Raw genomic sequence first — 18,726 nt, forward strand, 5'->3', positions numbered from 1 at the left:
GCCGGTTAACCCGACATGACAACGGCGCCAGAGGTTTTCCCCTAGCGCCGCATCATGCCTGCAACGGAATGGTTTACGCCGCCCGTCGGCGTGCGATCGAGCCTTCGCCATCACCGCCGCAATCGGCGGGCGCCTCGAACACGACCTCGTACTCACGCGAAGGGCTGGCGTAACCGCGCGATTGGCTGAAGCGTTCGGCCACGCGGCCTGTGCGGCGAAAGCCTACCTTCTCCAGCACCCGACCCGAAGCCGCGTTGTCGATGAAGTGATGGGCCACGACGCGCCGGTGCCCCAGCGCGCAGGCAAGGGTAAGGACTGCGCGCGCGGCTTCGGTGGCATAGCCCTGCCCATGATCGCCCGAGGCGACCCAGTAGCCCAAGTTCACCTCGTCATCGAGGAGCGACAGCCCGCAGCCGCCGACGATACGCGATCCTTCGGCGCCGGGGACCGTCATCAGAAAGCTGGGAAGGCGATGGTCCTGCGGCTTCTGCACGAAGGCCAGGGCATCTTGGGCCGTATAGGGCCAGGGCACGCGCGCGAGGTTGCGCACGACCGCCTCGTCCCCGATGCGGACGAGCAGTTCCTCGCTGTCCTCCGGCCAGGCAGGCCGCAGGAACAGCCGTTCGCTGCGAATGAACATCTTCGTTACTCCATCCCCCGGCGCGCGCTTAGCAAACCGGCGTGACATTGCGATTACGTCCTCGATTGCAAGGTTGTAATCGCAAGGAACCCCGGTCGATGCGCGCCATCACGGTCACGCCGCGAAAGGCGTAACCCATTGTGGGCACTTCGGTTCCAGGGCCGCGGGAGGGAGATGCGAAAAGAGGGAGACGGACGGGGCCCTCTCCCTCATTCTGCCGATTCTACAAGGAGAGTCGGCGGGGCCATCCCGTCAGGATGGCCCTTTGCAAGACCATCCGATTACTCGGCGGCTTCCGCCATTACGTCTACCGAGACGTACTTGCGGCCCTGCTTGCCGTCATGGAAGCGCACGCGGCCTTCCGTGAGCGCGAACAGGGTGTGATCCTTGCCAAGACCGACGTTGACGCCGGGGTACACGCGGGTGCCGCGCTGGCGGATGATGATGTTGCCGCCGATCACTTCCTGACCGCCGAACTTCTTCACGCCGAGACGGCGGCCCGCGGAGTCGCGACCGTTACGCGACGAACCGCCTGCTTTCTTATGTGCCATTGCTGGTTACTCCGAATTCTGGGTTCAGCCGACGGACACGATGCGCAGCAGCGTAAGCTGCTGGCGGTGGCCGTTCTTGCGACGATAGTTGTGGCGGCGGCGCTTCTTGAACACCACGACCTTTTCGCTCTTCGCCTGGGCGATGATCTCTGCCGCGACGGTCACGTTAGCGACGTCGGCGACTTCGCCGTCCTTGCCGGCGAGCAGGATGTCGCCCAGGGTGATCTTGTCACCGGCTTCACCAGCCAGCTTCTCGACCGCGATCTTGTCTCCGGCGGCAACCCGGTACTGCTTGCCGCCCGTGCGCACAACTGCGAACATGGTGCCCTTACCTAATCTCAAAAATGCCCGAAACGAGCCGAAACAAACCTGCCCCGGCCGCTCAGGCCCCGAAGGGCCATGGAACTTTTCGGGCGACGTGCCGACCTCCCCGCGTGGTGCGAGGTGCCGGAAAGAAGCGTGCCGTTAGTGGATGGGCCGATTCGTGTCAACCGCAGAAGGCGTTTGGATGACAGTCTGCGCCGCCGACACGAAAGCCCCTCCCGCTCCGGCCATCGCGTGCTATGGCACCGGCATGACCCGCGCGAAAGCCCGTTTGCTCACCCTTATCCTTCCCTTCGGCATGGCTGCCTGTTCTACCGGCGGAAGCTACCCCTCGCTGGCGATCCGCGACGTGGAGCGTCCCAGCGGAACGGCCACCGCCGCCAGTGGTACGCAGGCCGACGCCGCGCCGGTGCTGCCGCCGGCCAGCGCCGACCTCGTCACCCGGCTTGCCGGACTGGTGAAGGTGGCGCAGGACGCCGACACGCGCTTTCAATCCAACCGAACGGCGGCAGAACGCGCCGTAGCGGCAGCCGGATCTGCTGGCAGCGATTCGTGGAGTTCGGCCACCGTCGCTCTGGCCAGACTGGAATCCAGTCGTTCCGCCGCGATGACCGCGCTCGCCGAACTCGACACGCTTTATGCCGACGCACGTGACAAGGCGCCCTTAGGAGAATCGCCTACGTCCCAGGCCATCGGCGATGCCCGCAGCAAGGTGGCCGCACTGGTCAATGCACAGGACCAGGCGATCAACGCCCTCTCCTCTCGCCTGCGGACCTGACGCGGCGTCAGCCCCAGCGGGCGATATCCTCGAAGTCCTGCGCGCGCGGTTCGATCCAGCGCCATGTGCCGTCGACCTTCTCGCGCTTCCAGAACCAGGATTCGCTCTTGAGGTGGTCCATCGCGAAGTCCGCCGCCGCAAAGGCATCGCGCCGGTGCCGGGCCGCTGCCGCCACAAGCACGATCGGCTCGGTCGGCAGCATCTGCCCGCTGCGGTGGATGATGAGCAGCCCGTCCAGCGCCCATCGCGCAGCCACCTGTACGGCAAGGTCGCGCATGGCGGGCAGCGTGAGCGGATCGTAATGGCGTAGTTCCAGCGCTTCGCAGCCGCCATCTTCAGTGCGGACCTGGCCCAGGAAGCTGACGATGCCGCCCGCCTGCGGATGCGTGGCGGTGAAGGCGCGCATTTCCTTTGCCGGGTCGAATCCGGCGGTGAGCAGGCGGACATCGTTCGAAAAAGGCACCTCAGCCGCCGGAAACCGGCGGCAGGAAAGCCAGTTCGTCGCCATCGGTAAGCACCAGCGCCTGCTTGTCGGCCAGCAGCGCGCCATTGACGGCAACCCGCACCCGGTCGGCGCACACGGCGTCGACCAGTTCGCCGGAATAGCCGTCCTCCAGCCATCCGATCACGTCGGCCCAGTCCATCGGAGCGCTGGTCGCGATGTCCTGAAAAGGCCGCCCGGCCAGTTCTTCCAGACGGCCCAGGAACACGATCTTGGCTTTCACCGTCATCCCCCAGTCATCGACATGTGGCGCGCTAGTGCGGGCGCCGCGCCGCGTGCATCGATGGCGAAATTGTGGCGCGCTGGCTTGATCCGCATCGCGGTGTCGAGCGCCTGCCCAAGGGCTGCCTGTGGGTCTTCGGAACGCAACGCGGCGCGCAGATCCACCTGCTCGTTGCCGCCGAGGCACGCGTAGAGCTGCCCGGTCGCCGTCACGCGAATGCGGTTGCAGCCTTCGCAGAAATTGTTGGTAAGCGGCGTGATGAGGCCCAGCCTGCCACCGGTCTCCTCCACCTGCCAGTAGCGCGCAGGCCCGCCGGTGCGATGCCCGCTGGGGGTAAGCGTCCAGCGCCGGGCCAGATCCTCCTGCACCGCAACCAGCGGCAGGTAATGGTCGAACCGGTCTTCCTCCACCTCGCCGAGCGGCATGACCTCGATCAGCGTGGCATCGAAGCCCTGCCCATGTGCCCAGGCGATGATGTCGGCGATCTCTTGCTCGTTCACGCCCTTGAGCGCGACGGTGTTGAGCTTCACCTGCAGCCCCGCCGCCTTCGCTGCGGCCAGCCCTTCCAGCACCTGCGGCAGCGAATCGCGGCGGGTCAACCGAGCGAAAGCCTCCCGGTCCAGCGTGTCGAGCGAGACGTTGATCCGCCGCACCCCGGCGGCGCGCAGATCGTCCGCAAACTCGGCCAGGCGAGTACCGTTGGTGGTGAGGGTCAGTTCATCGAGATGGCCGCGCCCGTCGTTGGCGCCGATCCGGCGACCCAGGGCACGGACAAGGTCTATCATGTCGCGCCGGACCAGCGGCTCGCCGCCGGTAAGCCGCAGCTTGGTGATGCCGCGCGCGATGAAGCCAAGCGCAAGGTCGTGCATCTCGTCCAGCGTCAGCACATCCTTCCTCGGCAGGAAGGCCATGCGTTCGGGCATGCAGTAGGAACAGCGCAGGTCGCAGCGGTCGGTTACCGACAGGCGCAGATACGTAATCCGGCGCTGGAACTGGTCCACAAGAGGCTGCGATGTGCTCATCCGGATCGATATAGCACTCAGTCGGCACCAGTTCCATTGAGCGGCAGTAATTGTCCCGTCACCCCACCTGCATCATCAAGCCATTCCTGCGCGGCTGCGATGGCGACAGGATCGTCGCTCTCGATTGCATTCACGCGCGACGGGGCGTAGCGGCGCGCCAGCCCCTGAACTGCAGCAAGACGCCAGGCGCGGTGAGCGTGGGTTTCTTGGTTCGAACCGGCGGGTAGGAACACCAGCGTCAGCGGGTCGGCCCCGCCCAGCAACGTGGCCTCTATCGACGGCAGCAGGCGGGCGTGAAAGTCGGCCGCAGCCTCCAGCGCATCGACAGACAACGGCCCGAGGTGGAGGACTTCGCGCAATGCCCGCTCAGCGACGATGCCGGGTGAGGGTCATGCCGATCTGCTCGTTCACTTCGGTGAGCGCCAGCTTGACGATCTTCACCGTTACCGCCTCCACCCGCTCGTCCTGCAGGAACAGGGTTTCGCAAACGTGGTCGGCGACCGCTTCGATCAGCTTGAAGTGGACACCCTGCGGCAGCGCTTCGGACGCCGCGAACTTGAGGTCCATGTAGTTCTTGCTGGCCGTCAGCGGCGTGTCCGGCGCGAAATGGTCAGCGGGCTTGAGCTTCACCGAGATGGTGAAACGCAGCGGCTGCGGTTTGCCGGTTTCCTCCGAGTAGATGCCGGTAAGGACATCCTGCTCGAAATCGGCGACTTCAAGGATCAGCGAATCGGCCATGATGTCGGCGTCCTTAGGCGGGATTGGACCAGCGCGCAAAGATCGCGGTCGGCAGCAGCCGCCCTTCCCGCCCACCCTCAGCCTGATCCTCGCGCACCGACAGGTCACCGTGTTCGATTTTGCCCGGCAACCCTGCGAAAAGTTCCTCCATCAATCCGGCGAGCGCCAGCGAGGACATGCGCACCGCATAGACGGTCAGGAACAGGAACCGGCTGTCCGCATCCAGCAGGCGCCGGCAGTCGGCCAGCAGGCCCGGAAGATGCTCCTCCAGACGCCAGGTTTCACCAGTAGGGCCGCGCCCGAACTTGGGCGGATCGAGGATGATGCCGTCATAGCGCTTTTCGCGGCGCACTTCGCGCGCGGCGAACTTGGCGGCATCGTCAATCATCCAGCGCACCGGGCGATCCTGAAGCCCGGCCAGCGCCGCGTTCTCGCGCGCCTGGGCAACCGACTTCTTAGACGCATCGACGTGCGTCACCGGGCCATGCGCCGAGAGCGCCAGCGTACCGACGCCGGTGTAGCCGAACAGGTTCATCGTGCTGGCATCGGTCCGCCCGGCCAGCAATTCGCGCATCCAGTCCCACACCGGCGCCATGTCCGGGAAGAAGCCGAGGTGGCGGAACGGTGTGCACTGCGCGGTGAAGGATACCTCGTTCCACGCCAGTGGCCAGCCTTCGCGCGGGACGGGCTTGTCGAATTGCCACCTGCCGCCGCCGTCTTCGTCGGACCCCGGCACGAACTCGCCGTGCGCGTCCCAGTGTTCGGAACGCGGGGTCCACATCGCCTGCGGTTCGGGGCGCACGAAGCGGTAGTCGCCGTAGCGCTCCAGCTTGCGACCGTGGCCCGAGTCGACCAGTCCGTAATCCGCCCAGCCCTCTCCGGCGAGGATCAGCGGTTGAGAGATCAGTTCAGCCATCAGACCTTCGGCGCAGCGTGCGCCGCCACGAATGCAGTCACCGCCTCGAACGTGCCGGGCAGCGTCTCGTACTTTTCCTCACGGTCGAACAGGTCGCCGACACGCGTGGGCAGGCTGGGACGCTGGCCGGTGGCACGCTCCACCGCTTCGGGGAACTTGGCCGGATGCGCAGTCGCCAGGGTAACGACCGGAATTCCGGCGTCGATCCCTGCGGTGCGCGCGGCGAACAGTCCGCAGGCGGTGTGCGGATCGATCAGTTCGCCAGTCGCTTCATGCGCCCAGCGGATGGTGGAGGCCATTTCGTCCGCGTCGGCGCGGGCAGAGGCGAACAGCGCCGATGCGCCTTCGCGCTGCGCGTTCGTCAGTTGCATCGCCTTCGTCGATTCGAAGCCTGCCATCTGCTCCGCCAGAGCCTTGCCGTCACGACCGCCAAGGTCGAACAGCAGGCGCTCGAAATTCGAGGATACCTGAATGTCCATCGACGGCGCGGCGGTGGGCGTCACCGACCCTTGCGAATAATCGCCATCGGCCAGCGCACGGTGGAGAATGTCGTTGACGTTGGTGGCGACGATCAGCTTCTCCACCGGCAAGCCCATCTGCGCCGCGACATACCCGGCGAAGACGTCGCCGAAGTTGCCCGTCGGCACGGAGAACGCCACCTTCCGGTGCGGCGCGCCCAGTTGCAGCCCCGCCGCGAAGTAATAGACCACCTGCGCCATCAGCCGCGCCCAGTTGATCGAGTTCACCGCGCCGATGGCAAAGCGATCGGTCATGCCGGAATCGTTGAAAACGCGCTTCACGATCGCCTGCGCGTCGTCGAAATTGGCGTGTTCCAGTGCAAGGTTATGCACGTTGGGTGCCAGCACCGTCGTCATCTGCCGACGCTGCACATCCGAAACGCGGCCCTTGGGGTGGAGCATGAAGATGTCCACCTTGGCCCGTCCCGCCACGGCATCGATCGCAGCGGACCCGGTATCGCCCGAAGTCGCGCCCACAATCGTCAGGTTGCGGTCCGAACGGCTCAGGAACTCCTCGAACAACAGGCCGAGCAGTTGCAGCGCCACGTCCTTGAACGCCAGCGTCGGGCCGTGGAACAGCTCCAGCAGCCACTGCTGCGAATCGAGCTGCTTCAGCGGCGTCACCGCATCATGCGCGAAACGGCCGTAGGCCTGCGTCGTCAACTCCAGCAGGCGCTCTTCGGTCAGGCTGCCCTTGACGAAGGGCGCCATGACTTTCGCGGCAAGCTGCGCATAGGGCAGGCCCGCCCAGCTGGCGATTTCCTCTGCCGAGAAACGCGGCCACTCACGCGGCACGTAAAGGCCACCATCCGATGCGAGGCCGGCAAGCGTCGCGCCTTCGAAATCGAGCGCGGGAGCGCTGCCACGGGTGCTGATGTAGTCCATGCGGCGCGGTTAGCGGTGAAGCGGCGAAATGAAAAGAGCGTGAAGGGGTGGAAGAAGGAAAGAAATGAATCTGGTGCCATTGCCCCAGACCCCATCACCGTAGAAGCCACGCGCGCCGCTCCCGTTGGTGCCTACGGTGAGCCGGAAGACAAATAGCCTGCGGCGCAATGCGTACCCGAGACCGCTGCACGCGCGACGATGGTGGTAAAGGGGTCTGGGGCGATGGCCCCAGGATGCCTTACTTCCTCTTCCGCAAAGCCAGAAAGTAGATCACCAAAGCCGTCCCTGCGAAGAAGAACCACTGCCCCGCATAGGACAGGTGATTGTTCGGCAGTTCCGCCGGATCGGGAATGGCATTCTCGCCCAACCCACCCACGGCAGGTACGGCGACTAGGCGCGGCCCCGGTGCGATCACGCCGGAGACTTCGCCGCCTTGCCATGCGCCGGCATTGGGCTGGAGCGACCAGCCCATCACCACCAGCGCCCGCCCTCCGCCGGGAAGCGTGCACTCTGCCGTCTGCGCCACGCCGGGTTGTCCGGCGGCATTGCGACCGGCGATGCTGCTCCGGGCGCCGACGGCGCCGCAGGTCAGGTGGGCGCGGCGATAGAACAGGCCTTTGCCGACACCTGCCGAAGTCCACTCCACCGGGGCGGGGTCATTCCGGGCGGCAGCGTAGCGGGCCAGCAGCGCTTCCTTCTGGCGAAGCCTGCCAAGCTGCCAGAAGCCCATCGCGATCATCACGCCCACGGCGGCAAGGACGATCAGCGTGGGAAGGATGGGGATGCGGCGCATGTCGGGTCCGGTGCGAAAAAGGCAGCCGAAGCGGTCTCCGGCTGCCTTTTCAGAGTGGTTGCGATCTGTCCGATCAGTGCGTGGGATAGCCCCAGCCGCCCCAGATGTAGACCGCGACGAACAGGAACAGCCACACGACATCGACGAAGTGCCAGTACCATGCCGCCGCTTCGAAGCCGAAGTGCTGGCGCGGCGTGAAGTCTCCGTTGTAGGTCCGCTTGAGACAGACGATCAGCATGATCGTGCCGACGATCACGTGGAACCCGTGGAACCCGGTCGCCATGTAGAAGGCCGAGCTGTACGTGTTGCCACCGAAGCCGAACGGGGCGTGCAGGTATTCGTAAGCCTGGATGCACGAGAACAGCGCGCCCAGCAGGATCGTTGCCCAAAGGCCCTTCTTCAGACCTTCGCGATCGCCGTGGATCAGCGAATGGTGCGCCCAGGTGACCGTGGTGCCCGAGCACAACAGGATCAGCGTGTTGAGCAGCGGCAGCGCGAAGGGGTCCATGACCGCCTCGATCGCCTTAGGCGGCCATTGACCGCCGATGACCTCGGCCAGTTCCGACGGGAACAGCGAAAAGTCGAAGAACGCCCAGAACCAGCCTACGAAGAACATCACTTCCGAAGCGATGAACAGGATCATGCCGTAGCGCTGATGCAACTGGACGACCGGCGTGTGATCGCCGGCGTGCGCTTCGTTGACGATCTTGGAGAACCACATGAACATCGCGGCGAGCAGGATCGCCAGGCCCGCCCAGGGCACGAAGGCGCCACCGGGCATCTTGTGCATGAACAGCACCATGCCGGTGGTGAACGTGAAGGCGCCGATCGTCGTCGCCAGGGGCGCGATGTCGGGCGGAAGAATGTGGTAATCGTGGTTCTTCGTACCTGCCATGGTGCCTTCGTCCCCGTTCATCCAATCTCATGTGCCGACTGCCGCCCATTATTATTCATGGCAGACGGTTCTTCGCGAAGGACTTAACTGCCCGTTCGCGGATGGTCCAGTGCCTTTGCATCCTCCACACGCGTGACGTGGAAGGTGTAACTGAGCGTGATCTGCTCTACGTCCTTGTTGTCCGGATCTTTCAGGATCGCGGGATCGACGTAGTACAGCACGGGCATCCGCACTTCCTCGCCGGGTTTCAGCGTCTGTTCGGTGAAGCAGAAGCACTGGATCTTGTTGAAGTAGCGCGCGGCCTGCTCCGGCTCGACGTTGAAGCTGGCGGTGCCGGTGACGGTCTTGTCGCTGTCGTTCTTCGCCCAGAACAGCGCCATGTCGCGCGCACCGACCGAGACCGTGTCCGTGCGCTGCAGCGGCTTGAACTGCCACGGCATGTTGCGCTCTACGTTGGCATCGAACCGGATCGACATCGTGCGGCCGCTGTCCTTTACTGTCGCCGCCTGCGCCTCGTCAGCGCGCTGGGTGGTGCCGCCGTAGCCGGTGACCTGGCAGAAGATGCGATAAAGCGGCACCGATGCGAACCCCAGCCCCAGCATCGCCAGCGCCGCCGCAGCGGCAGTCAGCGCGACCTTGCGATTGGAGCGCGCGCCCTCCATCAGCCCATCTTCGCGATCGAGATGAAGAACACCAGGATCACGAACCCGGCAAGGCTGAGGCCAAGCACGCGGTTGCGGTTGCGGCGGATCTCCTCGAAGCTCTTCTGCTCCGGGGGCGTGGTGTGTTGCGGGTCGGTCATCCTGCTCTCCTTACAGCGGAATGTAGCGATCGACGACGAGGGCGGCAAACAGCACGAACAGATAGAGCACCGAATAGGCGAACAGCTGCTTCTCGGGCTTCATGGTGTCGTCGTCCCCGCTGCGGGTACGCAGGCCCACGCGGATCGACAGGGCCAGGAACACGCTGGACAGCACCAGAGCCGAAATGCCGTAAATCGCGCCCGCGTGCTCCCTGCCCGGCAGCCACCACGGCAGGGCGCTCAGCGGCAGGAGCAGGACGGCATAGGCCAGGATCTGGCGGCGGGTGGCGCGTTCCCCGGCGACGACGGGCATCATCGGGATGCCGACCTTGGCGTATTCGGTCTTCACGAACAGCGCCAGTGCCCAGAAGTGCGGCGGGGTCCAGAAGAAGATGATCGCGAAAAGCACCACCGGCATCGGCGAGATGTGCCCGGTGGCGGCGATCCAGCCGATCAGCGGCGGAAACGCGCCCGCGCCGCCGCCGATGACGATGTTCTGCGGGGTGCGTGGCTTGAGCCAGATCGTGTAGACGACGGCGTAGTAGACGATGGAGATCGCCAGGATCGCCGCTGCCAGCCAGCTTATCGCAAAGCCCATCAGGAACACCGAAGCACCGCACAGGATGCCCGCGAAGTCCCGCGCGGTGGTGCGGTCCAGTCGGCCCTGCGGCAACGGCCGTTTGGCGGTGCGCTTCATCCCGGCGTCGAGATCGGCCTCCCACCACTGGTTCAGCGCGGCAGCCCCCCCCGCCCCCATGGCGATGCACAGGATGGCGGTGAAGCCCAGCACCGGATGAATGCCGACGGGCGCGGCAAGCAGCCCGCACAGGCCGGTGAAGATCACCAGGCTCATCACGCGCGGCTTGGTCAACGCGATCAGGTCGCGCCAGTCTGCGGGCGCCGGAGTGGCCGCCATCCGCGAAGGAGGAATCGAATTCGAGGGGGTCATGATGGGCCGCCCATACACCCAGGGAACGATTCAGGCGAGTGCCAGAACGTCCCAGGCTTAGGTTACAGGCTTGGTTGCAGCCGTTCCGGATCGCTTTCGGAACGGCTGCAAGCGATCAATGGTGTGCCGTTTCGCCGATGACCGGCAGGGTTTCGAACTGGTGGAAAGGCGGCGGGCTGGTCAGCGTCCATTCCAGCGTGGTCGCGCCTTCACCCCAGTAGTTGTCCGAGGCCTTCTTGCCCGCGGCATAGGCGTAGGCGATGTTGATGAACCATACCACGAGGCTGGCGGCCATCACCATGTAGCCCACCGTCGCAACGTGGTTCCAGTGGGTGTAGGCCTCCGCATAGTCCGGATAGCGGCGCGGCATGCCCTGCAGCCCCAGGAAATGCATGGGGAAGAAGATCATGTTCACGCCCACGAAGAAGATCCAGAAGTGGACGTGGGCCAGCAGTTCCGAATGCATCTTGCCGCTCATCTTCGGGAACCAGTAGTAGAACCCCGCGAAGAGCGCCGTCACTGCACCCAGGGAAAGCACGTAGTGGAAGTGCGCCACGACGAAGTAAGTGTCGTGCACCACGTCGTCCACGCCGCCGTTGGCGAGATAGACGCCGGTGACGCCGCCTACGGTGAACAGGAAGATGAAGCCGAAGGCCCAGACCATCGGCGACTTGAACTCAACCGAGCCGCCCCACATCGTGGCGATCCACGAGAAGATCTTCACGCCGGTGGGCACCGCGATGACCATGGTGGCAGCGGTGAAGTACATCTTGGTGTTCACCGACAGGCCGGTGGCATACATGTGGTGCGCCCACACGATGAAGCCCACCACCCCGATCGCAACCATCGCGTAGGCCATGCCGAGATAGCCGAACACGGGCTTCTTCGAGAAGGTCGAGACGATCTGCGAGATGATACCGAAGCCCGGCAGGATCATGATGTAGACTTCGGGGTGGCCGAAGAACCAGAACAGGTGCTGGTAGAGCACCGGATCGCCGCCGCCCGACGCGTCGAAGAAGGTGGTGCCGAAGTTGCGATCCGTCAGCAGCATGGTGATCGCGGCGGCGAGGACCGGCAGCGAGAGCAGCAGCAGGAACGCGGTGACCAGCACCGACCACACGAACAGCGGCATCTTGTGGATGGTCATCCCCGGTGCGCGCATGTTGAAGATCGTGGTGATGAAGTTGATCGCGCCCATGATCGAGCCGGCACCGGCAAGGTGGAGCGAGAAGATGCCGAAGTCCACCGCAGGTCCGGGCGAACCGCTGGTCGATAGCGGGGCGTAGACCGTCCAGCCCGTGCCCGCGCCGTTGCCCGTGCCGCCCGGCACGAAGGCGGAACACAGCAACGAACAGAAGCCCGCCACCGTCAGCCAGAACGAGATATTGTTCATGCGCGGGAACGCCATGTCCGGCGCGCCGATCATGATGGGCACGAACCAGTTGCCGAACCCACCGATGATCGCCGGCATCACCATGAAGAACACCATGATCAGGCCGTGGGCGGTGATCAGCACGTTCCAGGTATGCAGCGTGGTGTTGAAGTCCGGGTTCACGGCACCGAACCAGCGCGCGAACGTATCGAGATACTGGATGCCCGGCTCGTTCAGCTCGACGCGCATCATGCCCGAGAACGCGCCCCCGATGATCCCCGCGATGATCGCGAAGATCAGGTACATCGTGCCGATGTCCTTGTGGTTGGTGGACATGAACCAGCGCGCGAAGAACGCGGGCTTGTGTTCGTGATGATGGCCGTGGTCTTCCGGGTGAGCCTGGAAGTGGTCAGCGGTGGTTGCCATGGTGGAACCCTGTCCTCTCGTATCGCTTATTCGGCTTCGGCGGTCGCTTCACCAGCAGGTGCTTCGGAAGCATCGCCGGCGGGAGCGGCGGCAGGAGCCGCAGCGGGTTCGGCAGCGGTGGTTGCGGGCTTCTGCCCGTCGATCGCGCCACCGGCATGGGTCAGGACCCAGGCGTTGTATTTGTCACGCGGCAGGGCTTCCACCGCGATCGGCATGTAGCCGTGCTTGGCACCGCACAGCTCGGAACACTGGCCGTAATAGACGCCCGGCTTCTCGATGAAGAGCACCTTTTCGTTGATGCGGCCCGGCACGGCGTCCAGCTTGAACCACAGTGACGGCACCGCAAACGAGTGGATCACGTCAGCGGCGGTAATCTGCAGGCGGATCGGTTCGCCCGCAGGCACGACCATGCGGTTGTCCACTTCGAGATGCGAGGGGCCGTCCCAGGGCTTGGAGCCGACTTCGCGCACGCCGTTGTTGATGGTCGGCTCGCCCGGAATGTTCAGCATGTTCGAGATCACCTCGAAGTCGCCGTTGTCGGGGTAGCCGTAAGTCCAGAACCATTGGTTGCCGGTGATCTTGACGGTCAGCGCGGTCTTGGGCGCGGGCTTGTACTGCTTGGCGATGAGGTCGATCGAGGGGATCGCGATGCCCACCAGGATCAGCACCGGCAGCAGCGTCCAGACGACTTCGAGAACGGTGTTGTGGCTGGTCTTGGAGGCGACCGGATTCGCGCGGCGGTTGAAGCGCACGATGATGATCGCCAGCAGGATCAGCACGAACAGCGAGATGATCGCGCAGACCCACAGCAGGCCATGATGCAGCCATTCGCCGTAAACGCCCGTGGGCGAGAACTGCGCCTGCAGGTTCAGGCCGCCGTCTACCGGCATGCCGATGCCCGGTGTCGGTGCCATGGGAGTGTAGCTGCCGGCGCTCGAAGCCATGGCGGCACCGTTCGCTGCGCCGGTTGCCAGCGCGGAAGGTGCGGCGGGCGCATCCTGTGCAAAACTCGGCACCGCTGCGGCCAGAAGGCCGATCGCGGAAAGTCCAAGGGCCTTGCCGACCCTTCCAGCACTCATGGAAATCTTGCCCAATGTCATGGTTTTTTGCGCTTCCACTTCCTTCGAACGCCCGTGCCGTTTCAACGACTTCAGGCGCACCCCTATCATGGCGGCGTTTTCGCCCCCCTTTGGGGTGGGCTATACGCGGCCTTGCCGCCCGTCTCAAGCGCCTCTAGGGGAATTTTTGCCGTAACGTGCGGAACTGCCGCGCGAACTCGTCCGAATTACTGACCAAGGAATAAGTCGCAAATGCTCGAAGAAGAGGTCCTCGCCGAATTCCGCGCCTGCAAAGCGCTGCTGGAAGGACACTTCCTGCTCTCGTCCGGCCGCCACAGCGCGTATTACCTGCAGTGCGCCCGCGTCCTTATGAACCCGGACCGCGCCGCCCGGCTTGCCGTGGCGATCGCCGCCAAGCTGCCGCACGACATCCGCAAGCAGATCACCAAGGTCGTCTCGCCCGCGATGGGCGGCGTCATCATCGGCCAGGAAATGGGCCGCGCCCTTCAGGTTGACGCGATGTTCGTCGAACGTCCCACCGGCACGTTCGAACTGCGCCGCGGCTTCGCGCTGGAGCCGGGCGACAAGGTGCTGATGGTGGAGGACGTCGTCACCACCGGCCTTTCCAGCCGCGAGGCGATCAAGGCCATCGAGGAAGCCGGCGGCACCGTAATCGCAGCGGCTTCGCTGGTGGACCGCTCTGCCGGGTCGGTGGATCTGGGCGTGCCGTTCTTCCCGCTGGTGGCACTCAACTTCCCCACCTATGCGCCGGACGAACTGCCACCCGAACTGGCCGGCACGCAGGCCGTGAAGCCCGGCAGCCGCGCCCAGTAATCCCTGGCCAGTAACCAGCCTTTGATCGGATAAGCGAATGAACGTGCTCAAGCCTGCCCGCCTGCGTCTCGGCGTCAACATCGACCATGTGGCGACGATCCGGAACGCGCGCGGCGGCGAGCACCCGGACCCGGCACGCGCCGCGCAGATCGTCGCACGCGCCGGGGGCGACGGCATCACCGTGCATCTGCGCGAGGATCGGCGCCACATCCGCGACGACGACCTGTTGCGTGTCGCCGACGCCACGGGCCTGCCGATCAATCTGGAAATGGCGGCAACGGACGAGATGCTGGAGATCGCCCTGCGCCACCGTCCCCACGCCGCCTGCATCGTACCGGAGCGGCGCGAGGAGCGCACGACCGAGGGTGGGCTGGACGCGGCGGGCCAGCACAACCGTCTGGCGCCCATCGTCTCGCGCCTCTCCGACGCAGGAATCCGCGTCAGCCTGTTCATCGCCCCGGACCCGCGCCAGATCGAGGCGGCGATGAAGCTGGGTGCACCGGTGGTAGAATTCCACACCGGCGAATATGCCCATGCCGAAGGCGAGGCCGTGGCCCATGAGCTGCGCCGCATCGTCGACATGGCGGCGCTGGCCGCCAAGAATGGCATCGAGCCGCACGCCGGCCATGGCCTGACTTACGAGAACGTTCAGCCCATCGCCGCCATTCCGCAACTGGCGGAACTCAACATCGGGCACTACCTCATCGGCGAGGCGATCTTCATCGGACTGGAAGCCAGTGTGAAAAAGATGCGCGCGCTGATGGACGAGGTGCGGTGATGTTCCAGACACATGTCTTTCCATGCCCGGAAGGACGGGCATGATCGTCGGCCTCGGCTCGGACCTGTGCAACATCGAGCGGATCGCCAGTTCGCTCGACCGCTACGGTGACCGCTTCCTCAACCGCGTCTTCACCGAAGTGGAACGCGCCAAGGCGGCCCGCCGCCCGCATACGGTCGCGGGCACGCTGGCCAAGCGTTTCGCTGCCAAGGAAGCCTTTTCCAAGGCGGTCGGAACCGGGTTCAAGGCAGGCGTGTTCATGAAGGACATCGGCGTCGTCAACGCCCCGTCCGGCGCGCCTACCCTGGCGCTGACGGGTGGAGCGAAGGCCCGGCTCGATTCGCTGATCCCCGCCGCCCACGAAGCTTTCATTCACCTGACGCTCACTGACGACCACCCATGGGCGCAGGCCTTCGTGATCATCGAAGCGCGCCCGATCGCCTGACCCTTCCCCCGATAGCGCCGAGTTCCCCCCGCATGACCGAACAGACCGCCCGGCCGAACTCTGCCGACGCCGCGCCCGGACCCTCTGGCACCGAGGCAAAGCCGTCCGAGACTTCGCGCCCGGCCACGAACTGGTGGCACGAGTTGCGCGGGCTCATGGTCATGCTGCTGGGGGTGCTGGCGTTCCATTCCTTCGTCGCCAAGCCGTTCTACATTCCGTCGATCTCGATGATGCCGGGGCTGCTGGTGGGCGACCGGCTGGTGGTATCGAAGTATCCCTATGGCTGGAACTGGTCTTCGCTCAGCTTCCACCTGCTACCCCGTTCGAAGACGCGGGTAATGGGCGGCGTACCGGCCTATGGCGACATCGTCATCGTCGTGCCCGGTAATCGCAAGGCCGACCTGATCAAGCGCGTGGTCGCCCGCCCCGGTGATCGTATCGCCGTGATCGACGGACGCATCCGCCTCAACGGCAGGTTCATCCCGCGTGAGATCGAGCCGCCGGTGCAGATCCCCGCGGATGACAAGCTGACCTGCGAAGGGCAGGAGCCGGGCCATTGCTACGACGGGTTCGAGCAGTTCCGCACCCGCCTGCCTTCGGGCAAGGAGGTCTACGAACTTCCGACTTACCGCGAAACGCTGCCCAACGGGGCCAGCTACCAGATCATCGACTACGTCAGCCAGCCGCTGGACGACTACCCCGAAGTGCAGGTGCCCGAAGGCCACGTCTTCCTGATGGGCGACGACCGCGACCGTTCCGCCGACAGCCGCGCGCCGTTTATCACCAACTGGCAGGGTCAGCCCGACGGCGGCCTGAACGGTCCCGTGCCGCTCTCCGACATCGGCGGGCGGGCAGAGTTCATTACGTTCTCGCTCGACGGGTCGCAGACGTGGAACCCGCTGACCTGGTGGCCCGCCCTGCGCGATGGGCGGGCCTTCACCAGCCTGCGCCCGCGCATCGACCCTGCCAAAGCCTACTGAGCCGCGATGGCGCGCAAGTTCCTCTATGTCGTCGCAGGGCTGACGGTGGCGGTCCTCACGGCGATGCTGGCGCTGTGGTACTGGTCGGAAGAACTGACCGAGATGGCCTTCGTGCCCGGCGTGTCCTTTGCCCAGCAGAACGCGCTGCCGCCCGAATCGTGGGAGAACCCGGCGATGTGGGTGGGGCGCCCCGGCATGAAGGACGATCCGTCGGCATGGCTTCCGCCCACCATTGATCCCGCGAAAGAGCGCCTGCCGGTGGCAGTGTTCTTCGTCCATCCCACCAGCTACATCGCGCGTGATGCATGGAATGCAGCGCTGGACGACGCTGTCAGCCGCGACCGCGCCAACCTGTTCGTGCAGGGCATGGCCAGCCCGTTCAACGCGGGCGAGATCTGGGCGCCGCGCTATCGTCAGGCCGCTGTCGGCGCGTTTCTGACCGCCAAACCCGAAGCGGCGCAGGCAATCGACCTTGCCTATCGCGACGTCCTTGCCGCTTTCGAGATATTCCGGCGGCACCTGCAGCCCAGCCAGCCCATCGCGCTAGTCGGACACAGCCAGGGCGCGTTCCTGCTGCGCCGCCTGATGCGCGACCGGATCGCCGGCACGCCGCTGACCGGGCGGCTGGTCGGCGCATGGGTGATTGGCTGGCCGGTATCGCTGGCGCACGACCTGCCGAAGATGGGCGTCCCGGCCTGCGCCCGCGCAGATGAAACCGGCTGCGTGCAAAGCTGGCTTTCCGTCGCCGACCCGGCGGATACGGAAATGCTGCAAAAGGCCTATGCCCGCCGCATCGGGCTGGACGCGCAATCGGTCGCGGGCAGCCCGTTCCTGTGCTCCAACCCGCTCACCGGCGTGCCCGACACCGCCGCCGGGGCCGAGGCGAACCTCGGCACGCTGGTGCCCGACTTCAAGGCGCGCACCGGATCGATGGCGGTGCAGGTGGTGCCCGCCGCCTGCGGTCCGGATCATTTCCTCCACATCGGCCCGCCGCCAAAGCTGGACCTTGGCGCCTATGTGCTTCCCGGAAACAACTACCACCTCTATGACATGACCCTGTTCTGGGCCAACCTCAGGGCCGATTTCGAAAGGCGCACCCAAGCGTGGCTGGCGAAGCAGCAAAAGTGATCCCCACGACCAGCTCGCTGGAGTTCAGAGACGCCCTGCCCGACGCGGGCGCGCTGCTGGGGCTGGATCTTGGCACGCAGACCATCGGCACCGCGTTCTGCGACGCGGGCTGGCGCTTCGCCTCCCCCGGCAAGACGATCAGACGCGGCAAGTTCGGCGCGGACAAGGCGCTGCTCGAAGACCTGATCCGCGAACGCTCGATCCGGGGCATCGTCATCGGGTTGCCGCTCAACATGGACGGCAGCGAAGGCCCCCGCGCGCAGTCCAGCCGCGCCTATGCCCGCAACCTCTCGGTGCTTGGCCTGCCGATCCTGCTGTGGGACGAACGCTGGTCCACCTCCGGCGCCGAACGCGGCCTCATCGAACAGGACATGAGCCGCGCCAAGCGCAAGGACCGCATCGATTCGGCAGCGGCAGCAGTGATCCTGCAAGGCGCCATCGACGCGCTGGCAGGCGGGATGTTCTGACCAAGGGCAAGCAGGCCGAAACTTGGCGACCGTTCACGCTTCCCTTACGCTGCAAGCCGACCTTCTGAACGCGCGCCCTTGCGGACGTTCAGCAATCAAATGACGCGCACAGCTTGTTCGCACGCGGCCAAAGCATTGCGAGCAAGCTGGTCTAGCCACGTGTCTTCTGAGGGCTCGGTCCAAGGTCGGAGAACTTCCACTAAAACAGGATCAGCAACCAACTCGGCAGCCTCGAAGACAGGCATGCTCACCCGGTCACCAGCCAGTGCCTGTAGAACAAGAGGCAGGGCAAGACTACGATCGCGCCGAGCTATGCCGACGAGCGCCTCTGCCCTTACGACGTCGTGTTCATCGTCGGCGGCTGTCAGCAGCGCCTCCCGGATTTCGGGCGTGTCGGCCTCCTCTGATGCCAAAAGCATCGTAGCCCAGTCTCGGTTTGAGAGGTCGTCGTCCCGCGTCATCGCGATTAGCTGTCGCATGTTGGCCTCAGCAAAGGTGGAGCCTGAAAGCGGCACCTCCTCAGCAATGACTGCCTTCAAGAAGTCAGAAGTGGGCTCGTAGCGATCTGTCACCGAACGATTGTATCACCGATCACGAACGGCAGCTATCCACCGAGGCTGTGTGAGAACGCGTTGTTTGTTTTTGATTAGCAGGCGCACGTAGGCTCCTTGGGTTCAGCCTCTCATCGCCACGATCATCTTC

General features: G+C 65.1%; 25 protein-coding genes. 7 read left to right on the forward strand and 18 right to left on the reverse strand.

Annotation, left to right across the window (positions count from 1 at the left end):
- Positions 1-73: 73 nt before the first annotated feature.
- From GGR40_RS17900 to rplU, 3 genes are all read right to left on the reverse strand, one after another.
- Positions 74-640, reverse strand: coding sequence for a GNAT family N-acetyltransferase (locus GGR40_RS17900; protein ID WP_429277612.1), 567 nt, complete (start codon positions 638-640; stop codon positions 74-76).
- A gap of 281 nt (positions 641-921) precedes the next feature.
- A complete protein-coding gene (rpmA, locus tag GGR40_RS17905; protein ID WP_232491622.1) occupies positions 922-1,191 on the reverse strand; it encodes a 50S ribosomal protein L27 in 270 nt (89 codons plus the stop codon).
- A gap of 24 nt (positions 1,192-1,215) precedes the next feature.
- Positions 1,216-1,512 (reverse strand): 50S ribosomal protein L21, encoded by a 297-nt coding sequence (rplU, locus tag GGR40_RS17910; RefSeq protein WP_429277613.1) that lies wholly within the window; start codon positions 1,510-1,512, stop codon positions 1,216-1,218.
- Positions 1,513-1,765: 253 nt separating this feature from the next.
- Between rplU and GGR40_RS17915 the strand changes: the two genes are divergently transcribed.
- Positions 1,766-2,293, forward strand: coding sequence for a hypothetical protein (locus GGR40_RS17915; RefSeq protein ID WP_429277614.1), 528 nt, complete (start codon positions 1,766-1,768; stop codon positions 2,291-2,293).
- A gap of 7 nt (positions 2,294-2,300) precedes the next feature.
- On the opposite strand, the gene GGR40_RS17920 is transcribed toward GGR40_RS17915, so the two are convergent.
- The 14 genes from GGR40_RS17920 to coxB all read right to left on the reverse strand — a co-directional run bounded on the left by GGR40_RS17920 (position 2,301) and on the right by coxB (position 13,413).
- Entirely contained in the window at positions 2,301-2,801 is a 501-nt protein-coding gene (locus tag GGR40_RS17920) for a molybdenum cofactor biosynthesis protein MoaE (protein ID WP_429277615.1), read from the reverse strand.
- On the reverse strand, positions 2,758-3,018 hold the full coding sequence (locus GGR40_RS17925) for a MoaD/ThiS family protein (protein ID WP_429277616.1): 261 nt from the start codon (positions 3,016-3,018) through the stop codon (positions 2,758-2,760). The genes GGR40_RS17920 and GGR40_RS17925 overlap by 44 nt, the downstream gene beginning before the upstream one ends.
- 2 nt (positions 3,019-3,020) lie before the next feature.
- Positions 3,021-4,040, reverse strand: coding sequence for a GTP 3',8-cyclase MoaA (gene moaA / locus GGR40_RS17930; protein WP_429277617.1), 1,020 nt, complete (start codon positions 4,038-4,040; stop codon positions 3,021-3,023).
- A gap of 17 nt (positions 4,041-4,057) precedes the next feature.
- Entirely contained in the window at positions 4,058-4,399 is a 342-nt protein-coding gene (locus GGR40_RS17935) for a Rossmann fold domain-containing protein (RefSeq protein WP_429277618.1), read from the reverse strand.
- 7 nt (positions 4,400-4,406) lie between these two features.
- Positions 4,407-4,778, reverse strand: a complete 372-nt coding sequence (locus GGR40_RS17940) for a dihydroneopterin aldolase (RefSeq protein ID WP_429277619.1) — start codon at positions 4,776-4,778, stop codon at positions 4,407-4,409.
- A gap of 13 nt (positions 4,779-4,791) precedes the next feature.
- Positions 4,792-5,694, reverse strand: coding sequence for a class I SAM-dependent methyltransferase (locus tag GGR40_RS17945; RefSeq protein ID WP_429277620.1), 903 nt, complete (start codon positions 5,692-5,694; stop codon positions 4,792-4,794).
- A complete protein-coding gene (gene thrC, locus GGR40_RS17950; RefSeq protein ID WP_429277621.1) occupies positions 5,694-7,097 on the reverse strand; it encodes a threonine synthase in 1,404 nt (467 codons plus the stop codon). Before thrC ends, GGR40_RS17945 begins: the two co-directional genes overlap by 1 nt.
- Positions 7,098-7,335: 238 nt before the next feature.
- Positions 7,336-7,890 (reverse strand): SURF1 family cytochrome oxidase biogenesis protein, encoded by a 555-nt coding sequence (locus GGR40_RS17955; RefSeq protein WP_429277622.1) that lies wholly within the window; start codon positions 7,888-7,890, stop codon positions 7,336-7,338.
- A gap of 73 nt (positions 7,891-7,963) precedes the next feature.
- Complete coding sequence (locus GGR40_RS17960; protein WP_429277639.1) at positions 7,964-8,785, reverse strand: cytochrome c oxidase subunit 3; 822 nt, start codon at positions 8,783-8,785, stop codon at positions 7,964-7,966.
- 83 nt (positions 8,786-8,868) lie between these two features.
- Positions 8,869-9,447 (reverse strand): cytochrome c oxidase assembly protein, encoded by a 579-nt coding sequence (locus tag GGR40_RS17965; RefSeq protein WP_429277623.1) that lies wholly within the window; start codon positions 9,445-9,447, stop codon positions 8,869-8,871.
- Positions 9,447-9,587: a hypothetical protein gene (locus GGR40_RS17970; RefSeq protein WP_429277624.1), complete on the reverse strand. Its 141-nt coding sequence runs from the start codon at positions 9,585-9,587 to the stop codon at positions 9,447-9,449. Before GGR40_RS17970 ends, GGR40_RS17965 begins: the two co-directional genes overlap by 1 nt.
- Before the next feature lie 10 nt (positions 9,588-9,597).
- Complete coding sequence (locus GGR40_RS17975) at positions 9,598-10,503, reverse strand: heme o synthase (protein ID WP_429277625.1); 906 nt, start codon at positions 10,501-10,503, stop codon at positions 9,598-9,600.
- A gap of 148 nt (positions 10,504-10,651) precedes the next feature.
- Entirely contained in the window at positions 10,652-12,334 is a 1,683-nt protein-coding gene (ctaD, locus tag GGR40_RS17980; RefSeq protein WP_429277626.1) for a cytochrome c oxidase subunit I, read from the reverse strand.
- 26 nt (positions 12,335-12,360) lie between these two features.
- Complete coding sequence (gene coxB / locus GGR40_RS17985; RefSeq protein WP_429277627.1) at positions 12,361-13,413, reverse strand: cytochrome c oxidase subunit II; 1,053 nt, start codon at positions 13,411-13,413, stop codon at positions 12,361-12,363.
- A 231-nt stretch (positions 13,414-13,644) separates the two neighbouring features.
- Between coxB and pyrE the strand changes: the two genes are divergently transcribed.
- The 6 genes from pyrE to ruvX are packed head-to-tail and all read left to right on the forward strand — an operon-like array spanning position 13,645 to position 18,024.
- The gene (gene pyrE / locus GGR40_RS17990) at positions 13,645-14,226 is read left to right on the forward strand and encodes an orotate phosphoribosyltransferase (RefSeq protein ID WP_429277628.1); all 582 of its coding nucleotides are present in this window, start codon (positions 13,645-13,647) and stop codon (positions 14,224-14,226) included.
- Between the two features lie 37 nt (positions 14,227-14,263).
- On the forward strand, positions 14,264-15,004 hold the full coding sequence (locus tag GGR40_RS17995) for a pyridoxine 5'-phosphate synthase (protein ID WP_429277629.1): 741 nt from the start codon (positions 14,264-14,266) through the stop codon (positions 15,002-15,004).
- Positions 15,005-15,044: 40 nt separating this feature from the next.
- Positions 15,045-15,449, forward strand: a complete 405-nt coding sequence (gene acpS, locus GGR40_RS18000; RefSeq protein WP_429277640.1) for a holo-ACP synthase — start codon at positions 15,045-15,047, stop codon at positions 15,447-15,449.
- Between the two features lie 32 nt (positions 15,450-15,481).
- Positions 15,482-16,429 carry a signal peptidase I gene (gene lepB / locus GGR40_RS18005; RefSeq protein WP_429277630.1) on the forward strand — a complete coding sequence of 316 codons (948 nt, stop codon included), beginning with the start codon at positions 15,482-15,484 and terminating at the stop codon, positions 16,427-16,429.
- Positions 16,430-16,435: 6 nt separating this feature from the next.
- Complete coding sequence (locus GGR40_RS18010) at positions 16,436-17,557, forward strand: DUF3089 domain-containing protein (RefSeq protein ID WP_429277631.1); 1,122 nt, start codon at positions 16,436-16,438, stop codon at positions 17,555-17,557.
- Complete coding sequence (ruvX, locus tag GGR40_RS18015) at positions 17,533-18,024, forward strand: Holliday junction resolvase RuvX (RefSeq protein ID WP_429277632.1); 492 nt, start codon at positions 17,533-17,535, stop codon at positions 18,022-18,024. Before GGR40_RS18010 ends, ruvX begins: the two co-directional genes overlap by 25 nt.
- 95 nt (positions 18,025-18,119) lie before the next feature.
- Here ruvX and GGR40_RS18020 read toward each other — a convergent pair whose 3' ends face one another.
- On the reverse strand, positions 18,120-18,563 hold the full coding sequence (locus GGR40_RS18020) for a lyase (RefSeq protein WP_429277633.1): 444 nt from the start codon (positions 18,561-18,563) through the stop codon (positions 18,120-18,122).
- Between the last annotated feature and the right edge of the window lie 163 nt (positions 18,564-18,726).

This window comes from Novosphingobium gossypii (assembly GCF_050433305.1).
Taxonomy (GTDB): Bacteria; Pseudomonadota; Alphaproteobacteria; order Sphingomonadales; family Sphingomonadaceae; genus Novosphingobium; species Novosphingobium gossypii.

Bases quoted from the DNA above. Each gene is read 5' to 3' on its own strand.
- GGR40_RS17965 (WP_429277623.1), bottom strand. From the start codon at position 9,447: ATGGAGGGCGCGCGCTCCAATCGCAAGGTCGCGCTGACTGCCGCTGCG.
- ctaD (WP_429277626.1), bottom strand. From the start codon at position 12,334: ATGGCAACCACCGCTGACCACTTCCAGGCTCACCCGGAAGACCACGGC.
- pyrE (WP_429277628.1), top strand. From the start codon at position 13,645: ATGCTCGAAGAAGAGGTCCTCGCCGAATTCCGCGCCTGCAAAGCGCTG.
- rplU (WP_429277613.1), bottom strand. From the start codon at position 1,512: ATGTTCGCAGTTGTGCGCACGGGCGGCAAGCAGTACCGGGTTGCCGCC.
- acpS (WP_429277640.1), top strand. From the start codon at position 15,045: ATGATCGTCGGCCTCGGCTCGGACCTGTGCAACATCGAGCGGATCGCC.
- moaA (WP_429277617.1), bottom strand. From the start codon at position 4,040: ATGAGCACATCGCAGCCTCTTGTGGACCAGTTCCAGCGCCGGATTACG.
- rpmA (WP_232491622.1), bottom strand. From the start codon at position 1,191: ATGGCACATAAGAAAGCAGGCGGTTCGTCGCGTAACGGTCGCGACTCC.
- GGR40_RS17900 (WP_429277612.1), bottom strand. From the start codon at position 640: ATGTTCATTCGCAGCGAACGGCTGTTCCTGCGGCCTGCCTGGCCGGAG.
- lepB (WP_429277630.1), top strand. From the start codon at position 15,482: ATGACCGAACAGACCGCCCGGCCGAACTCTGCCGACGCCGCGCCCGGA.
- GGR40_RS17995 (WP_429277629.1), top strand. From the start codon at position 14,264: ATGAACGTGCTCAAGCCTGCCCGCCTGCGTCTCGGCGTCAACATCGAC.
- GGR40_RS17945 (WP_429277620.1), bottom strand. From the start codon at position 5,694: ATGGCTGAACTGATCTCTCAACCGCTGATCCTCGCCGGAGAGGGCTGG.
- GGR40_RS17955 (WP_429277622.1), bottom strand. From the start codon at position 7,890: ATGCGCCGCATCCCCATCCTTCCCACGCTGATCGTCCTTGCCGCCGTG.
- GGR40_RS17940 (WP_429277619.1), bottom strand. From the start codon at position 4,778: ATGGCCGATTCGCTGATCCTTGAAGTCGCCGATTTCGAGCAGGATGTC.
- GGR40_RS17970 (WP_429277624.1), bottom strand. From the start codon at position 9,587: ATGACCGACCCGCAACACACCACGCCCCCGGAGCAGAAGAGCTTCGAG.
- coxB (WP_429277627.1), bottom strand. From the start codon at position 13,413: ATGAGTGCTGGAAGGGTCGGCAAGGCCCTTGGACTTTCCGCGATCGGC.
- GGR40_RS17915 (WP_429277614.1), top strand. From the start codon at position 1,766: ATGACCCGCGCGAAAGCCCGTTTGCTCACCCTTATCCTTCCCTTCGGC.
- GGR40_RS17920 (WP_429277615.1), bottom strand. From the start codon at position 2,801: ATGGCGACGAACTGGCTTTCCTGCCGCCGGTTTCCGGCGGCTGAGGTG.
- GGR40_RS17960 (WP_429277639.1), bottom strand. From the start codon at position 8,785: ATGGCAGGTACGAAGAACCACGATTACCACATTCTTCCGCCCGACATC.
- thrC (WP_429277621.1), bottom strand. From the start codon at position 7,097: ATGGACTACATCAGCACCCGTGGCAGCGCTCCCGCGCTCGATTTCGAA.
- GGR40_RS18010 (WP_429277631.1), top strand. From the start codon at position 16,436: ATGGCGCGCAAGTTCCTCTATGTCGTCGCAGGGCTGACGGTGGCGGTC.
- GGR40_RS17975 (WP_429277625.1), bottom strand. From the start codon at position 10,503: ATGGCGGCCACTCCGGCGCCCGCAGACTGGCGCGACCTGATCGCGTTG.